The following is a 16,492-nucleotide window of genomic DNA, read 5'->3' as shown; positions in this document are numbered from 1 at the left end:
AATGCCATGTTACTTAAAGAAACCATAATAGAAACCATACTTTCTGAAAATTACAACGACTTTGTAACGGAAGCGTATGCAAATATCCCTAAATGGGTAGATACTGATGTAGAAGAAGTTCCTAACATATTTAAAGACTATGAATATCCGGTAAGTCCATGGCCGGTTTTATTGGGAAAAGAAACAAGTTCTAGGTTAGAAGAATTATGTGTAAAACTACCCAAACTACTAAATCAAGTTCCGTTACTATACTTTAATGATGATGTAAAGAAAATAGCAGCTTTCTACTTTGATGGAAACGAAATGTTAGCACAATTTGCACTCATGGCAAACAGCAAAAACATTGATGTAAGTTGCCGATTAGATTTAACACTCACAACGGACGGATTTAAAGTATTAGAAGCAAATATTGGTTCTTCCATTGGAGGTTGGCAGGTGCAAAGTTTTGAACCTATCATACGAAAAATACATTCGAAACTATCCAATTCGGTAACAGCAACGAACTTTCACTCTAAAAACATTCAACAATTATATGTTGTATTTCTCATAGATGAAATATTGAAATATGTAACTATAAGTGATGAAATTAATGTCTTTATAGAACTCTCTCACGTAGAGGAAATAATTCTCAAAGAATACAGTGTAGACTTTTTTAATGAAATGCTTCATGCTGAACTCACAAAAAGAAAACTAAAAGGAAAAGTAGTTTCAGGAGCACTTTCAGATTTAAAACTTATCAATGGCGACTTACAATTTAAAAACGAAATCATACACTGTGTATTATTACTAAGTTTAAATACGGAAGACGTATCTCCAGATATTTTCCGAGCGTTCATAATGGATCGTATTCACTTTCCAGACCATTTAGGAGTTTCCATCATACGTGACAAAAGAAACTTAGGATTACTAAGAACGCTAGCTGAACAAGAAAAATTTGATGAACAAGAAAACGAATTAATACTAAGTTGTATTCCTTGGACTTCCATGATAAAACATGAAAATCAAGAAGTACTATTTAAAAAAGAAAAGCACAAACTATCCGAACTCATACGTACACACAAAGATCAATTTGTAATAAAAGCATCCAATGGTTTTCAAGGAATAGATGTTTTTATTGGTAAATTCTTATCTCAAAAAGAATGGGAAGATGCGTTAGCATTAGCCATAAAAACCAAAGCTTTTATTGCACAAGAATTTAGCGAATCTAAAAACTTCTTAGCGCCAAATAAGCAAAAAGAATGGACGCCGCACAAACTCATATGGGGCGCATTCGGATTTGGCGAAACGTACGGAGGTGTTTGGGTTCGAATGTCTGAAGTAAAAACAGATATTGGCGTCATCAATTCAGCAACAGGAGCTGTAGAAGCAATTGTGTACGAAGTCGTATAAGCATTCCATTCGCATATAGTAATTTCTCTAAATTAGTAAAACTAGCACGCATGAACCAAACAATTTTATCTGATGCATATGAAGCATTTATGGGACAATCCAATCAAACGATTCATCCATTAATAAAAATAGATATAGATGAAATCCCAACAGTTTTTCACAATTTTAAATATCCAATATCTTCATATCCAGTAATTCTGAATAAAAAGCAAAGTCAAAAAATAGAAGAAGTAAGTACATTAATTCCTAAATTATTACAAAAAATACCAGCGCTTTATTTTCAAAATGATACCAAGAAAATAGCAGACTTTTATTTTAATGGTGATGAAGTAGTTGCGCAGTTTTCGTTAATGTGTCAAGAACAAGAAGTTCCCATAAGTTGCCGGTTAGATTTAAGCTTAACAGCAACAGGTTTTAAAGTATTGGAAGTAAATATGGGATCGTCAATTGGAGGTGTAGAATTGCAAAATTTTGAACCTATCATTCGAAACAAACACACTGTTTTATCAGATACAACAAAAGGAGAACAGTTTATATTTCGTAAAACGCAAGATTTGTACATTCAATTTATTGTAACACAAATTCTAAAATTCACAAAAACACAAAGTTCTAAAATCAATTTATTTTTAGTGTATGATGTCAATGCGGACAAATCTGAAAGAGAAATTGTAAAAAGCTTTTTTAACGAGATTTTACAGAAAGAATTACAGCGTATTGGAAAAACAGGAAATGTGTACATGGATACAATTGCTTCCTTAAAAATGCAAATTGATGGCTTATATCATAAAAAAAACAGCATCCATGGTGTATTAATTTTAGACTTTGCATTGCGTAACATTTCACCTGATTTATTTCGGAGTTTCATTATGAATACAGTCTACTTTCCAGATCATTTAGGAACCATGTTTATGCGTGATAAAAGGAATCTTGCCCTGTTACGCAGACTTGCCAATGAAGGTACATTTGAAAGTAAACAAAATGAATTGGTGTTGGAATACATTCCTTGGACGGAAATAGTTGAAGATGCAATGGTAACGTACGAAAACAAAACACAAAATATTATAACACTCATAAAAGAAAACAAAGACAAGTTTGTCATCAAAATTATAGATGGTTTACAGGGAAAAGATGTTTTTGTCGGAAAATTTATGTCAATGACTGATTGGAAAAAAGCAATTGCAGAAGCTTTACAAAGTAAAAAATACATTGCGCAAGAATTCAGTGATTCATTGAATTTGCTTGCACCAAACAAAGAAAATGAATGGGTTCCACAAAAATTGGTTTGGGGATCTTTTGGTTTTGGCGATACTTACGCAGGTTCGTGGGTTCGTATGTCACCTGTAAAAACGACTTCAGGAGTCATTAATTCGGCAACAGGAGCTGTAGAAGCAATTGTGTATGAAGCGTCATAATTAGGGAACTCTCAAAAGAAATTCATCATGTTTTCTATAAAATCTATTCTTAAAATAAACAGTAAAACTACCATACATGAAACAAACAATTCTATCAGATCGATATGAAGCCTTTATGGAGCAATCCAATGACACAATTAAACCATTAATCAACACAGACAGTGAAGATATTACAGCCGTTTTTCGAAACTATAAATATCCAATATCCTCGTATCCAGTAATTTTGAGTAAAGAAAACAGTCAAAAATTAGAAGAGGTTAGTACGTTAATTCCAAAATTATTACAAAAAATCCCAAAACTTTACTTTCAGGATGATATCAAAAAAATTGCAGATTTCTACTTTAATGGAGATGAAATGGTTGCGCAATACTCTATGATGTGTCAAGAACGAGAAGTTCCTGTAAGTTCCCGATTAGATTTGACTCTAACCGAAACTGGTTTCAAAGTATTAGAAATAAATTTAGGATCTTCCATAGGAGGAATTGGGTTGCAAAACTTTGAACCATCTGTCCGAAACACACACAATGTCTTATCAAATACCACAACGCGAAAGCAGTTTACGTTTCATAAATCACAAAACTTATATATTCAATTCATTGTAGCACAAATTTTAGCATACACGCAAACAAAAAGTTCTAAAATCAATCTTTTTTTAGTATCTGATGCTGGAGCTGGAGAATCTCAAAATGCAACAGTAAAAGACTTCTTTAACGAATTATTACAAAAAGAATTACAGCGTATTGGGAAAATAGGAAACGTATACATGGATGCAATAACTTCCTTAAAAATGCAAAGTGATGGTTTATATTTTAAAGAAAACTGTATCCATAGCGTATTAATTTTAGACTTTGCACAGCAAAACATGTCGGCTGATTTAGTTCGGAGTTTCATTATGAATATGGTATATTTTCCAGATCATTTAGGTACAACGTTTATGCGTGACAAAAGAAATCTTACCATATTACGCAAACTTGCCAGTGAAGGTAAATTTGAAGGAACACAAAATGAATTGGTTTTACACTACATTCCTTGGACTGAAGTAATAGAAGATATAGAAGTTTTGTATGAAGGAAAAACGCAAAACATTATTGAATTACTCAAAGAAAATAAAGACAAATTTGTAATTAAAATTATAGATGGTTTACAAGGAAAAGATGTTTTTATTGGAAAATTTACATCAAAAACTGATTGGGAAAATGCAATAAAAGAAGCTTTAAATGATAAAAAATACATTGCACAAAAATTTAGCGATTCATTAAACTTATTAGCACCAAATAAAGAAAATGCCTGGACACCACATAAACTTATATGGGGATCGTTCGGTTTTGGAGACACGTATGGAGGTTCATGGGTACGGATGTCGGAAGAAAAAACGACTTCGGGAGTAATTAATGCCGCAACAGGAGCCGTTGAGGCAATAGTGTACGAATGTATCTCTTAAAAAAATAAAAATGACCCAAATATACTTTACCTACATATTAAAAGAGAATCATGAACAACTAATTGAAAAATACTTATCCGACTTCCCCAAACAATTCCGAGAGCGAATCGTAAAATACAAACGCTGGGAAGACGCACAACTATCTTTACTTGGAAGACTATTACTACAACATGGATTAAAAAAAATTAACAAAGGAATACACATTGAAGAACTTTTGGAATACTCTGCTTATGGCAAACCAAAACTGAAAGAGCAACAAATAAATTTTAACATATCACATTCAGGACATATTGTAATTTGTGTACTTACAAACACTTCCGAAATAGGAATTGATATAGAAAAAATGCACAATGTTAATATTGAAGATTTTAAAACACAAATGACAACATCCGAATGGGACAATATTGATACTGCTACAAACAAAACAGAAGCTTTTTTTAAATATTGGACACAAAAAGAAGCCGTTGTAAAAGCAAGTGGAAAAGGATTTTCTATTCCTTTAAACTCGTTTGAAATCAGTAATGATCAGGTGAACATTAACAATGAAGATTTCTTTTTAAAAGAAATTATCTTAGATAAAAATTACAAATGTCATATCGCATTTAAAGAAGAACTAGATGCTACGATACTTGAACCGCTAAAAGTAGATCAATTACATTTTAAACTATAGAAAAAAAGTCTACAAATTATTGCTAATTCGTTTTGAAAATAGTTTGCTATTTTACGTATTGATTTGAAGCCTCAGCAGTATCTTTTAAAGGTAATACTGAGGCTGTTATTTTTACAAAAATTATAATTAACTAGTATGTGATACCAATTAAGGGCACATAAATAGTTTTTAGATTGGAGTTACACAACATCCAAACTCGCAATAAGCGCGAAAACCGTTATGTACAGGATGACATTGTTCGTCACTTGTACAAGAACCTAATAATGGTTCACATTCTTCTCCAAAACCACCGTAAATAGTGCGTTGTTCTGATTTTGTCAATGCTGTTCCGATACTCAAAATGTGTTGTTTCATGTTATTTAAATTTAAAAGTTAATTGTATAACGAGTACAAAAAATAACTCGCTGTATATGTATGCGTCAATTTAGTTTAGCAAGGTTGAGAGATACAATAAGGAAAAGACATTAAGCACAAATAAGCATCTGTGCGGCAAACACATCTAGAATCTAAATGATTTTGCGTGAAAGGAATGTTAGTTCCACCTTTGACACGCGTTTTGTTCAAATTGGAAATCGTTTTTTTCTGAATTGATAAATGATTGGTTTTAACTTTTTTCATAAATGGTAAATTTAATTGGTTCATAAATGATGAAAATTTTCATCGTAGGTATATTTATTAATGATAAAGACTTTGAGATGACTCCCAAAGTCTTTACTTGGTAGGTTATTTAATTTATTAGCAATAACAAATTGCATTAGTTTACACCTTCACATTCTCTGTGCCATTGCGCTAATGTTTGCTCTGATAATAGGTAGTTTTCCATACTAATTCCATCACCTTCCGGATCATTTGTCAATGAATGATATACAATAGAAAGTGACGCACAATACTCTTGACGATTTGTTAAGCCATCACCTCCATTAATTTTTCTTTGTTCTTCCTTGTTCAAAATAGTTCCGATGTTTAAAATGTTTTTTTTCATGAATCTAAAATTTTTATAATTGATATAACAGTAAACAGTTTACGACACTTACTGTTTGTGTCTGAGAGTATTAAGTCAATGCATTACAAAGCAACAACTCATACAATAGACATGCAAAACATAGTATGTAAGATTCATGAATCTGTAGTATGGATTCATGAATCTGTACTTTTTTCTTCAAAAAACAGTACTTTTAGTTATCATTTTTTTATCTAACAGAAAAAGGCTACCATCTTGAACTCATATTTTATAAAGGAAAACCAATTTTCATTTCGAAAAGTAAGTTTTCAATCGCTACTACTCTTGACGTTTTTTTTCTGCTTCTCTTGTAGAGATGTAGCAGTTGATACAGCTATAGAAACTAAAGATTACAATGAGATTAGCAATATGTTTTCAGATGCTAAAACAAAGCAAGAAAAGATCTTTTTTGCCGAATGCTTTCGCGAAAAAGCTAAAAATGAAAACAATATCTCCAGAACGCTTCAAGCATATCGCATGCTATCTTTAACATATACTGATGAATATGTGTTGGCGTACAGTGACAGTATTATAGCTTTAACTGCTGAAAATCCAAATACATATTATCCAGCAATTGCTTATGAAAAAAAAGGAGACTTTTATTATCAAAAACGTGCTTACCAGCGCGCATTAGATAATTATCTTCAATTTTACAATTACGCGCAAAAGTTTGATCAAAAAGGAATGGTTGCGCGTGCCAATTATAATTTGGGAATTGTAAAAAGGCGTATGGGAAATATAGAAGAAGCATTAGAATTGTACAGAAAAAATTATATGTATGTAAAAAAGAATCAAGAAGCAGTTACGACGATAACGTACCTTAATTCAATTAGAGCATTCGCAAATATTTTTAATGATATAAAACATACAGATTCTGCCAGTTATTATAATAAACTCGGATATAAAGAAGCAATACGTTTGCAGCAGGAATCGTATAAAAATCATTTTGGATTCAATCAAGGCGTCACACATTTTCATAAAAAAACGTACCAAACAGCCATTGACAGCATTTCAAGATACATTCCATACTTCGAAAATGTTCAGGATGATGATAAGTTAGCGTTTGTATATTATTACGCAGGTGAAATATATTTTGCCATCAATCAACAACAAAAAGCTATTCAGTATTATAAAAAAGTTGATTCTATCTTTCAAAAAACACAATCAATCTTTCCAATTACTAGAAAAGCATATGTGCGTTTAGATACGTATTATAAAAATAAAAATGATTTAGAAAAGCAACTTATCTATAAAAATCAAATGATAAAAGTTGATAGTATTCTGAAAGCAGACGAGTTGTATTTGAATAAATTAATTTTTAAAGGATATGATATTCCTAAATTAAAAGCTGAAAAAGAAACGATACTATCACAAAAGCAACAACAAAAAGAACGATTTAGAACAATTGTAATTGTATTATTTATATTAATCCTTGTATTGGGAATTGGTTTTGCGATACAATATCGAAAGCAAAAAGTATATCAACTTCGATTTAAAGAAGCGATCAACGCATCAAAAACCAATGTAAATATTCAAAATCAGTCTACAAAAGAACATAAAATTGCAGTTCCAGAAGATATTATTGATGGTATATTACAAAAACTAGAAATATTTGAACAGGAAGCCCAATTTACATCAAATCAAATTACACTCAATTTGTTAGCAAAAGAATTTAATACCAATCCAAACTATCTTTCTAAAATAGTAAACCATTATAAAAAGTGCTCTTTTTCAAATTATATCAATCAATTACGTATTGAATATGCAATTGAGCAACTTAAAAACAATCCAACATACATACGGTATACCATAAAGGCAATTGCGGCTGAGGTTGGTTTTAACAATGTGCAATCTTTTTCAAAAGCATTTTACAACATGAAAGGAATTAAACCTTCTTATTTTGTTAGGCAATTACGAAAAGTAATCAAAGACTCAAAAGCTTAAAAAAAAGTACAGATTCATGAATATGTACTTTATCATGTAAAAATATAGCACTTAAACACGGTATTTTTTTTAGTTTCATTGCAAAACTCAAAAAATCATATTTATGAAAAAGCGATCGAAAGTATTCGTATTAAATAAAACAAAAATTGTAAATCTATCCAACATACAAAAAATAGTTGGTGGAACAGATTTAGAAAGTAATGTAAACAATCCAGATGAAACCTGTGGATCTTTAAATACAGAACCACCTTCGGATATGACGGATGACAGAACAAATACAGATAATTATATACCTAGTGATAGTTGTTTGATGTATTGTTAATACTTCAACCATTAGAAAGTATTCAAGGTTACGCAGGTGTGATTTTGAATACTTTTTTACTGAAATTCATCACAAAATCAATCAATTCATCACAATGTGTATGTAATAACCTATAAAAAAAGAAAACATTGTTGTAAATTTAAGGAACGTTTTTAAACATAACTGACCACAATTTTGGAGAAATTAACCTACTACTTTCAACAAAAACATCAACTCATTGATAACAAGTCGTATTATCTAAAACTTTCTATTATCATAGGAATTGTACTCACGGCTTTTGTCTACATATTTGATCCGTATGACAACTATTTGGCGATTCCAAAATTTAAAATTCCAATACAAATCATTCAACTTGGATATGGTATCAATACGGCTGTTGTAATCTATACAGTATATTGGTTAATTTTTCGTAGACTTAAGTTTGCTAATGAAAAACGACCTTGGAAAACGTACCATCATTGGTTATTGCTTGTTGGCATAATGAGCATTGCTGGTTGTATAGGTACTGTTTATCATCGTTTTATGATGGATGTTGGTGAAGTTGAAACCAGTTACTATCTATTTGTAACGATTCCAAGATCAATAATGATAGGCGTTCCACTATTTATCATTACACTATTGTTAGATAAATTAAATACTAGCAAACTTGTCCATCAAGCACATACAGTGGCAATTGCATCAACCATAGAAGCACAACAACGAGTTGCAGACAAAAAAATAATCTTAAAATCGCCAGTAGTAAACCAATGTATTGAAGTAACTCCTTCCTTAATTGGATATGTAAAAGCTTCTGGTAATTATGTTGAAATATATTCCATAGGAGATAAAAAAGCGCAACTGCTACGAGCGTCATTACGTTTTATTGCTGAAAAATTAGCACCTTATGATTTCATCATCAAATGTCATCGTCAATATTATGTAAATCTTCAAAAAGTGACATCTTACAAAGGAAATTCACAACGAATAGTACTAAATTTAGATCAATTACAAGATGGAATTCCTGTGAGTAAAAGTTATGCCAAGGAAATTTTTTCACACTTAGAATCTTCTAAAAAATAAAAGAACTTCATTCGTCACAAAACACCTTCATTCATCACATTTTTTTTCAAATAGCTCAAAAACAGGGTAATATTGAGATAAGTTTTAAAGCACACAATAACTACAAACTGTGTAGTGTACTAAAGTGCTAAAACATTTTTAATAACCACTAAATTTTAACCATTATGAAAAAAAAGAAAATCAAAAAATTATCATTAAACAAAAGTGCAGTTTCAAACTTAGATGAAATTAGCGGAGGTGTTGCAAATCCAGTGCCAGTGGCAACACATGTGCGATCAGGTTGTCCTGTATGCCCAACACCAAAAGTAACAGACAATACGTGTATAACAAATTGTGTTGCAACATGTTTTTGGACATGTAATGGAACGTGTTTCCCATGTTGGTAATCAGTACTAATTTGTATTCATTATAACACTAAAAGCAAGCTTTGGCTTGCTTTTTTTATACTTCATAATGATCAAAAGGACTTAACAGTGTGTTTTACACCAACGCTTCGAGCGTGATAGTCCAAATATTTTTCAAATTCAATAATATGATTATGAATAGAACTAATCCAAATATTTACAGACTCATTCATGCTAAATTCGTTTATAAAATCAATCTTATAGTTATGATGTTGCATTCCCAAAATTCTTTGATCAGATAGTGTACGTTCAATACGTTTTATATTTTGAAGCTTTACTTTTTGCGTAGTATATTTGTTTTTAAAATACAGATAATCAGTATCATAAAAAACATTTTCAGTTCTATTGTAAATTCTTGTAATATAGAAAATAGCAAAGCCTATTCTCAATAACTAGCAACAGTATTAACTTAGCCATGCTGCAACGCTTTCCATTTCTTGATAATTTCTGGTTCTTTTAATATGATAGAATTTGGGTTAGAAACAAATTCAGTTCTTCGTTCTTCACTAACAGCATCAGATTTCCACCAATCAAGTGTATCTTTTACAGAATCGTGTACGGTTCTAAATAAAAGTCCATTTTGCAATGCTTTTTGATTGTTTATTTTTGCCGAACCTATCGTATTTTCTGTAGGAATAATCCAAGGAACAATATAATAGATGTCATTTTCTTCCAAAAAATCATAATCGTCAATCATTACCAAAGAACTCTCAACAGCAAAGGTTTTCTTAGCTTCCGTAATAAACTCATGCATATTTTGCGCTTCTTTTGGGCCAACGGCATTGTATGTTCCTATCTTTTTATCTTCTGCCAAACGAATCATCCATTCGGCAACATCTCTCACGTCAATATACTGTACAGCGTCATCTTTCTTTCCTGGAACTAACACTTCTCCGCCTTTTTCAAGTCGCACTGGCCAATGTATAAAGCGGTTGGTTCTATCAGCAGGACCAATCATATACGTTGGTCGTACAACAATAGTTCTAGCAGCTCCAAACTCTTTCATAGCTGCTTGTTCAGAAGTTGCTTTCATCACACCATAATCATACTCTAACTTTTCATCTTCTTTACTATCATTTGGAACTAATGTCAAAACCTTAGAATCTTCCTTAAAATCACTATTAATATACGGATAATAAACTCCTGTCGATGAGGTGTATATGTACAAATCACAACTTTCTTTTAATAATGCCGCAGATCGTTTTGTCCATTCGGTTTTACGTCCCGAATTATCAATCACAACGTCCCACTTTCTATTTTCCAAAGCTGTCAAATTATCCTCTCTATCACCAATAAGTTGTTCCACTTTTGAAAAAGCTTCTTTATAAATTGACGGTTTTGTTTTTCCTCTTGTGAATGTTGTAACCGAATGACCTCTGTTAACTGCATATACAATCTGATGCGGACCTAAAAAACTAGTTCCTCCGAGAATAAGAATTTTTAATTTTTTAGAAGATGTTAATTTAGTAGTATTCTTTTCGTCCGATTTTGAAATACAACTATATAATATTGAACTAGCAAATGGCAATACAACGCCCATTTTGAGGCCAATTTTCAGAAATTCTCTTCTCGATTTTTTAGTTTCCATCTTAGTTGAGTTTAATTTTTTCATCTTAAAAATACTATTAAATTTCAAGATTCCTAAAAAATTGAACATCTCAATACGCAACATGCATATCTAAAGAGAAATTCATATCTTGAACCTTCAACCCAAAAACGCTTTAACAATTGAAAAAAATAAGTTACTTCTTACTCATCTGTTTATTCGTGCAATGTCAGTCCAAACCGAAAGAAAAAAAAGAAGCCATAACAGAAGAAAACTCCAAAGAAAGCACTATGATTTCTAGTGAAATTGCTACCTTATCACTTCCAGAAGCCAATCGTTTAGCGGCTTTGCCATTGCATTGTATGCAAGAAGAATATCCAAACAAACTCAATCAAACTATTGGAAGTGGAGAAGACTTACAATCGCCAAAAGCATTGCATCCAGCATTTTATGGTTGTTTTGATTGGCATTCGTCTGTGCACGGACATTGGTCGTTGGTAACGTTGCTAAAACAATTCCCAAACTTGGAAAACAGTGCAGAAATCCGAGAAAAACTAGCACAAAATATCTCTAAGGAGAACATAGAAACAGAAATTTTATACTTCAAAGGAAAATACAACAAATCGTTTGAACGTACATATGGCTGGGCTTGGCTTTTAAAATTGGCAGAAGAATTACACACGTGGAACGATCCGTTAGCACGTGAATTAGAAACCAATTTGCAACCAATGACGGACATAATTGTACAAGGTTATCTAGATTTCTTACCAAAACTAAACTATCCAATCAGAGTAGGAGAGCACACAAATACTGCATTCGGACTCACATTTGCGTATGATTATGCAAAAACGGTTGAACACACAATTTTAAAAAATGTGATAGTACAAAGAGCAAAAGATTTCTATCAAAATGATGAAAACTGTCCAATAGCGTGGGAACCAAGCGGATTTGACTTCTTATCTCCATGTTTGGAAGAAGCAGCTATCATGCGTAGAATTTTGCCAGAAAACGAATTCAAAACATGGTTGCAAAAATTCTTACCACAATTAGCAAACAAAAATTTTCAATTAGCGCAAGGAAAAGTGTCCGATAGAACAGATGGAAAACTCGTCCATTTAGATGGTGTAAACTTCAGTAGAGCTTGGTGCTTATACGGAATTGCCAATCAATTTCCAGAATATGCACACTTAAAAAAAGTTGCCAATGAACACATAAACTACTCATTACCAAGTATTGTTGACGACAATTATGAAGGAACACATTGGTTAGGTTCCTTTGCTATTTATGCCTTAAATACTGCCGCAGATGTTCAAATGGATTAAAAATATTGGACCAGGAACGCTTGTAGCCGCGGCGTTTATTGGACCTGGAACCGTTACGGTTTGTACAAAAGCTGGTGTGCAATTTGGATACAGTTTGCTTTGGGCAATGTTACTATCAATAATTGCAACAGTTGTATTGCAAGAAATGGCGGCACGTACCGGAATCATTACACAAAAAGGATTGGCAGAAGTCATAAAAGAACAAATCACAAGTCCATTACTACGAAACTTAGCAATCTTTCTAATTCTTGGTGCAATTGTCATTGGAAACGCCGCATACGAAGCTGGAAACATCAGTGGCGCCGCATTAGGAATGCATGTATTTGGTGAAGGAAGCGCAATGTTATATCCGATGATAATAGGAATGATCGCGTTTCTATTACTATTCATAGGCAGCTATAAAGTATTGGAACGCAGTTTAGTCGCTTTAGTAGTAATCATGAGTATCTCATTCTTAATTACTGCAATCTTAACAAAACCAGACATCATTGGAATCCTAAAAGGAACATTTACACCAACAATTCCAAAAGGTAATATATTGATAATCATTGGAATAATAGGAACAACTGTAGTTCCGTACAATCTATTTTTGCATGCTTCATTAGTCAAAGAAAAGTGGAAAACAAAAGAAGATTTAGTTACAGCTCGAAAAGACACGATGATTTCAATAATTTTAGGTGGAATTGTCTCGATGGCAATCATAATAGCGGCAACGGCAACAACTGGCGGAAACATTGACAATGCTTTAGACTTAGCCAGAGGATTAGAACCATTATATGGCGAATATGCCAAATATCTACTCGGAATTGGCTTATTTGCGGCAGGAATCACATCTGCGATTACAGCACCTTTAGCAGCCGCTTTTGTAGCAAAAAGCTGTTTTGGATGGAAAGGAACACTCAAAGACAACAAGTTTCGTGTAGTTTGGGCTATCATACTCATTCTTGGAGTTGTATTTTCTTCTTTGAAATTCAAGCCTGTAGAAGTCATCACATTTGCACAAGTCGCAAATGGATTACTATTGCCAATAGTTGCTATATTCTTAGTCTGGATTGTGAACAAAGCTAATGTTTTAGGGAAATACAAGAACACACTATTTCAAAACATACTAGCAATTTGTATCATTTTGATCACATTAATCTTAGGCATCAAAGGAATCATAAGTGTGTTTTAACGTAAATAATAGGAATCAATAAAAGTCTAAAATGCTACATATCAATTGTGATGTTGGAGAAGGCGTAGGCAATGAAGAAATTCTAATGCCCTACATCAATGCGTGTAATATTGCGTGTGGCGGACATGCAGGAAATTCGGAAACGATGCATGAAGTAGTTGTATTAGCTAAAAAATATAAAGTAGAAATTGGCGCGCATCCTTCGTATCCTGATCGGGAAAATTTTGGTCGAATTTCTATAAATATGACCGAAGCCGAATTCATCAAAACGATTCAAAAACAAATCTCAAATTTAGAAGAAATTGCTCAGTTGCACGATGTAAAAATCACGCACATAAAACCACATGGAGCGTTGTATAATGATGTGGCTAAAAGTGAGGAAAAAGCAATTTTTTTTCTCAAAGCAATTGCTACATATAAAGACAAATATAAACTCTATATTCCGTACAATTCTGTAATTGAAAAATTAGCTTTACAACAACATTTTGAAATCTATTATGAAGCGTTCGCTGATCGAAATTACAATGATAATTTAACACTTGTTTCTCGTACAAAAAGCAATGCCGTTTTAACAGAAATAGGGGAGATTATACAGCATGTGTCTTGCTTAAAAAATGAAGAGAAAGTACAAACGATTTCAGGTACAAAAATTCCACTAAAATCAAATACACTTTGTGTACATTCTGATACGCTAAATGCGATCGAAATTGTTCAGCAATTGCATTCACATTTCAATACACAAAATACGATAGCTACACCAGAATTTCCTCACTATAAACCGTACGGAGATGCTGGAGTTTTAGTAACTTGGGAAGCACAAATGTCACCAGAAGTACTAAATAAGGTGTTGGAATTCAAAGAAAAAGTAATCAATTTTAATATTAAAGTAATAGTTGATGTAATTCAATCAAATAACTCATTGTTAATTATTTATGATAAAATAAAAATAAATTTTGAAACACTCCAACATTTGTTGGAACGGCTTATTTCGTTAGAATCTGGCAAAATGCAAAGAATAACAAAGTACTGTTGGGAAGTTCCTGTATGTTACGATGTAATTTTTGGAATTGATCTTGAAGAAATTGCACAAAAAAAGCAACTTACAAGTAACGAGATTATACAACTTCATACAGCTCCAAAATACCAAATATTTTCAATCGGTTTTTTACCTGGTTTTCTGTACTTAGGCGGACTTGACAAACGACTTCACATCGATCGTAAATCTACACCTAGATTAGAAGTGAAAAAAGGTGCTGTTGGAATTGGTGGAATGCAGACAGGAATTTATCCTAAATCAAGTCCTGGTGGATGGCAAATTTTAGGAAATTCACCAATCAATTTTTTTGATGTAAACAATAAAAAACCATGTTTTGCAAAAGCGGGAGATTATATCAAATTTGTTTCAATTTCAGTAGAAGAATATCATAAAATATCTGAAGCTGTTTTAAGTGGAAATTATGAACTAAAACCGAGTGTAGAATGTTAGAAATTTTACAACCTGGATTGTACACTTCCATTCAAGATTTAGGACGATTTAATTATCGAAATTATGGCGTTCCTGTTTCGGGAGTTATGGATGAATATCATGCAAAATTGGCAAATCATATTTTGGGAAATCATGAAAATGATGCGGTTTTGGAAATTACATTGCAAGGTCCACATGTATATTTTCATGAAGCAACTCAAATTGTAATTTGTGGTGCAGACTTGTCGCCAAAGCTAAATAGAAGCGATTTAAGAGCGAATATTCCAATAAATGTATCCAAAGGTGATGAACTAACGTTCGGGGCTCGAAATTATGGCATTCGAACGTATCTTGCCGTAAAAAATGGGTTTCAAACTGAAAAAATACTAGAAAGCTGCAGTTTCTATGATGGAATTACCCAAAAATCACGAATTGAGAAAGGTGATTCCATTCCATATCAAACCATAAAAAAACAACAATTGTCAAATGCGAAAATTGGATTTCATCCGACAGTATTTAATGACAACCAACTACAGGTATTCAAAGGTCCAGAATTTGATTTCTTATCAAAAAAACAACAAAAACTGCTGTTAGAAATTCCTTTTTCAATAGGATTAAACAATAGAATGGCATACCAATTAAACGAATTACTTGAAAATAATTTTCCATCCATTATTACTTCGGCAGTTTTGCCAGGAACCATTCAACTAACACCATCTGGAAAATTAATTATTCTCATGAAAGATTGTCAAACGACTGGCGGTTATCCAAGAATTCTACAATTGGATGAAGCTAGTATAAACAGGCTTTCGCAAAAACATACAAGAGATAAAATATACTTTAATATGATTTCAACTTCGTAATATCAATTTCATCAGAAAGTAATTGCATGGCGTCTTCTTCGGTAAGTTTTGACAAAATATTTTGCGTTCCATCTTTAAAATTATCATGATTAAGAAACAATCGCCACAACGCACGAATAAACTCTGTATAATTAAGTCCATCATTCCATTGAATAAACTTTTCGGAAAATGCTTTATCAATATGCGACTGGATAATTAGACGTGAAGCAATAATATTTTTATCAATTGAGGTCATTTTGGAGGTAGCTTAATTAACGATTGTCTGGCGAAAATAAGGCGTATTAAAAAACTTGACAAGAGGAAAGTTCCGCTATTAAAGGGGAAAAAGCCCCTTTTGTAAAGGAAAATACCTGAGATTTCAATGCTGAAAAATACTTAAAAATCTAATTATCAGTTTTTTATAATAATTTAAAGAAAATTACGTTGTCGGAAGTTTTTGTCATGTGCTAGTTTATAGATAACTTGGTGACATAATCAATAA

16 protein-coding genes are annotated in these 16,492 nt (G+C 32.2%); 12 read left to right on the top strand and 4 right to left on the bottom strand.

The window, feature by feature from the left end; genetic code table 11:
- Positions 1–6 precede the first annotated feature (6 nt).
- The 4 genes from ACQ654_RS02620 (at position 7) to ACQ654_RS02605 (ending at position 4,912) form a co-directional block, all read left to right on the top strand.
- Complete coding sequence (locus ACQ654_RS02620; protein WP_430408758.1) at positions 7–1,389, top strand: hypothetical protein; 1,383 nt, start codon at positions 7–9, stop codon at positions 1,387–1,389.
- Between the two features lie 50 nt (positions 1,390–1,439).
- The gene (locus tag ACQ654_RS02615) at positions 1,440–2,801 is read left to right on the top strand and encodes a hypothetical protein (RefSeq protein ID WP_430408757.1); all 1,362 of its coding nucleotides are present in this window, start codon (positions 1,440–1,442) and stop codon (positions 2,799–2,801) included.
- 76 nt (positions 2,802–2,877) lie between these two features.
- Entirely contained in the window at positions 2,878–4,242 is a 1,365-nt protein-coding gene (locus tag ACQ654_RS02610; RefSeq protein ID WP_430408756.1) for a hypothetical protein, read from the top strand.
- Positions 4,243–4,252: 10 nt separating this feature from the next.
- Positions 4,253–4,912 carry a 4'-phosphopantetheinyl transferase family protein gene (locus ACQ654_RS02605; RefSeq protein ID WP_430408755.1) on the top strand — a complete coding sequence of 220 codons (660 nt, stop codon included), beginning with the start codon at positions 4,253–4,255 and terminating at the stop codon, positions 4,910–4,912.
- Positions 4,913–5,080: 168 nt separating this feature from the next.
- On the opposite strand, the gene ACQ654_RS02600 is transcribed toward ACQ654_RS02605, so the two are convergent.
- Both ACQ654_RS02600 and ACQ654_RS02595 read right to left on the bottom strand, forming a co-directional pair.
- The gene (locus ACQ654_RS02600) at positions 5,081–5,266 is read right to left on the bottom strand and encodes a hypothetical protein (RefSeq protein WP_430408754.1); all 186 of its coding nucleotides are present in this window, start codon (positions 5,264–5,266) and stop codon (positions 5,081–5,083) included.
- A 400-nt stretch (positions 5,267–5,666) separates the two neighbouring features.
- Positions 5,667–5,894, bottom strand: coding sequence for a hypothetical protein (locus ACQ654_RS02595; RefSeq protein WP_430408753.1), 228 nt, complete (start codon positions 5,892–5,894; stop codon positions 5,667–5,669).
- Positions 5,895–6,197: 303 nt separating this feature from the next.
- Here ACQ654_RS02595 and ACQ654_RS02590 point away from each other — a divergent pair, with 303 nt between their 5' ends.
- The 4 genes from ACQ654_RS02590 (at position 6,198) to ACQ654_RS02575 (ending at position 9,623) form a co-directional block, all read left to right on the top strand.
- Positions 6,198–7,856 carry a helix-turn-helix domain-containing protein gene (locus tag ACQ654_RS02590; RefSeq protein WP_430408752.1) on the top strand — a complete coding sequence of 553 codons (1,659 nt, stop codon included), beginning with the start codon at positions 6,198–6,200 and terminating at the stop codon, positions 7,854–7,856.
- A 103-nt stretch (positions 7,857–7,959) separates the two neighbouring features.
- On the top strand, positions 7,960–8,178 hold the full coding sequence (locus tag ACQ654_RS02585; protein WP_430408751.1) for a hypothetical protein: 219 nt from the start codon (positions 7,960–7,962) through the stop codon (positions 8,176–8,178).
- 174 nt (positions 8,179–8,352) lie between these two features.
- Positions 8,353–9,237: a LytR/AlgR family response regulator transcription factor gene (locus tag ACQ654_RS02580; RefSeq protein WP_430408750.1), complete on the top strand. Its 885-nt coding sequence runs from the start codon at positions 8,353–8,355 to the stop codon at positions 9,235–9,237.
- A gap of 164 nt (positions 9,238–9,401) precedes the next feature.
- Positions 9,402–9,623 carry a hypothetical protein gene (locus ACQ654_RS02575; RefSeq protein ID WP_430408749.1) on the top strand — a complete coding sequence of 74 codons (222 nt, stop codon included), beginning with the start codon at positions 9,402–9,404 and terminating at the stop codon, positions 9,621–9,623.
- Positions 9,624–10,050: 427 nt separating this feature from the next.
- Here ACQ654_RS02575 and ACQ654_RS02570 read toward each other — a convergent pair whose 3' ends face one another.
- The gene (locus ACQ654_RS02570; protein ID WP_430408748.1) at positions 10,051–11,229 is read right to left on the bottom strand and encodes an NAD-dependent epimerase/dehydratase family protein; all 1,179 of its coding nucleotides are present in this window, start codon (positions 11,227–11,229) and stop codon (positions 10,051–10,053) included.
- A gap of 140 nt (positions 11,230–11,369) precedes the next feature.
- On the opposite strand from ACQ654_RS02570, the gene ACQ654_RS02565 reads away from it, so the two are divergent.
- The 4 genes from ACQ654_RS02565 to ACQ654_RS02550 are packed head-to-tail and all read left to right on the top strand — an operon-like array spanning position 11,370 to position 16,011.
- A complete protein-coding gene (locus ACQ654_RS02565; RefSeq protein WP_430408747.1) occupies positions 11,370–12,509 on the top strand; it encodes a DUF2891 domain-containing protein in 1,140 nt (379 codons plus the stop codon).
- Positions 12,493–13,683 carry an Nramp family divalent metal transporter gene (locus ACQ654_RS02560; RefSeq protein ID WP_430408746.1) on the top strand — a complete coding sequence of 397 codons (1,191 nt, stop codon included), beginning with the start codon at positions 12,493–12,495 and terminating at the stop codon, positions 13,681–13,683. The genes ACQ654_RS02565 and ACQ654_RS02560 overlap by 17 nt, the downstream gene beginning before the upstream one ends.
- Positions 13,684–13,714: 31 nt before the next feature.
- Entirely contained in the window at positions 13,715–15,169 is a 1,455-nt protein-coding gene (gene pxpB, locus ACQ654_RS02555) for a 5-oxoprolinase subunit PxpB (RefSeq protein WP_430408745.1), read from the top strand.
- The gene (locus ACQ654_RS02550; RefSeq protein ID WP_430408744.1) at positions 15,163–16,011 is read left to right on the top strand and encodes a biotin-dependent carboxyltransferase family protein; all 849 of its coding nucleotides are present in this window, start codon (positions 15,163–15,165) and stop codon (positions 16,009–16,011) included. Before pxpB ends, ACQ654_RS02550 begins: the two co-directional genes overlap by 7 nt.
- Here the strand turns inward: ACQ654_RS02550 and ACQ654_RS02545 are convergent.
- A complete protein-coding gene (locus tag ACQ654_RS02545; RefSeq protein ID WP_430408743.1) occupies positions 15,989–16,246 on the bottom strand; it encodes a hypothetical protein in 258 nt (85 codons plus the stop codon). The genes ACQ654_RS02550 and ACQ654_RS02545 overlap by 23 nt on opposite strands.
- Positions 16,247–16,492 lie beyond the last annotated feature (246 nt).

Source organism: Kordia sp., assembly GCF_965283645.1.
In the GTDB taxonomy this organism is placed as follows: domain Bacteria; phylum Bacteroidota; class Bacteroidia; order Flavobacteriales; family Flavobacteriaceae; genus Kordia.
The sequence above is the reverse complement of the archived record's forward strand: the minus strand, read 5'-3'. Positions and strand labels throughout refer to the sequence as shown.

Bases quoted from the DNA above. Each gene is read 5' to 3' on its own strand.
- ACQ654_RS02605 (WP_430408755.1), top strand. From the start codon at position 4,253: ATGACCCAAATATACTTTACCTACATATTAAAAGAGAATCATGAACAA.
- ACQ654_RS02545 (WP_430408743.1), bottom strand. From the start codon at position 16,246: ATGACCTCAATTGATAAAAATATTATTGCTTCACGTCTAATTATCCAG.
- ACQ654_RS02560 (WP_430408746.1), top strand. From the start codon at position 12,493: ATGTTCAAATGGATTAAAAATATTGGACCAGGAACGCTTGTAGCCGCG.
- ACQ654_RS02585 (WP_430408751.1), top strand. From the start codon at position 7,960: ATGAAAAAGCGATCGAAAGTATTCGTATTAAATAAAACAAAAATTGTA.
- ACQ654_RS02550 (WP_430408744.1), top strand. From the start codon at position 15,163: ATGTTAGAAATTTTACAACCTGGATTGTACACTTCCATTCAAGATTTA.
- ACQ654_RS02600 (WP_430408754.1), bottom strand. From the start codon at position 5,266: ATGAAACAACACATTTTGAGTATCGGAACAGCATTGACAAAATCAGAA.
- ACQ654_RS02575 (WP_430408749.1), top strand. From the start codon at position 9,402: ATGAAAAAAAAGAAAATCAAAAAATTATCATTAAACAAAAGTGCAGTT.
- ACQ654_RS02610 (WP_430408756.1), top strand. From the start codon at position 2,878: ATGAAACAAACAATTCTATCAGATCGATATGAAGCCTTTATGGAGCAA.
- ACQ654_RS02615 (WP_430408757.1), top strand. From the start codon at position 1,440: ATGAACCAAACAATTTTATCTGATGCATATGAAGCATTTATGGGACAA.
- pxpB (WP_430408745.1), top strand. From the start codon at position 13,715: ATGCTACATATCAATTGTGATGTTGGAGAAGGCGTAGGCAATGAAGAA.
- ACQ654_RS02620 (WP_430408758.1), top strand. From the start codon at position 7: ATGTTACTTAAAGAAACCATAATAGAAACCATACTTTCTGAAAATTAC.
- ACQ654_RS02595 (WP_430408753.1), bottom strand. From the start codon at position 5,894: ATGAAAAAAAACATTTTAAACATCGGAACTATTTTGAACAAGGAAGAA.
- ACQ654_RS02570 (WP_430408748.1), bottom strand. From the start codon at position 11,229: ATGGAAACTAAAAAATCGAGAAGAGAATTTCTGAAAATTGGCCTCAAA.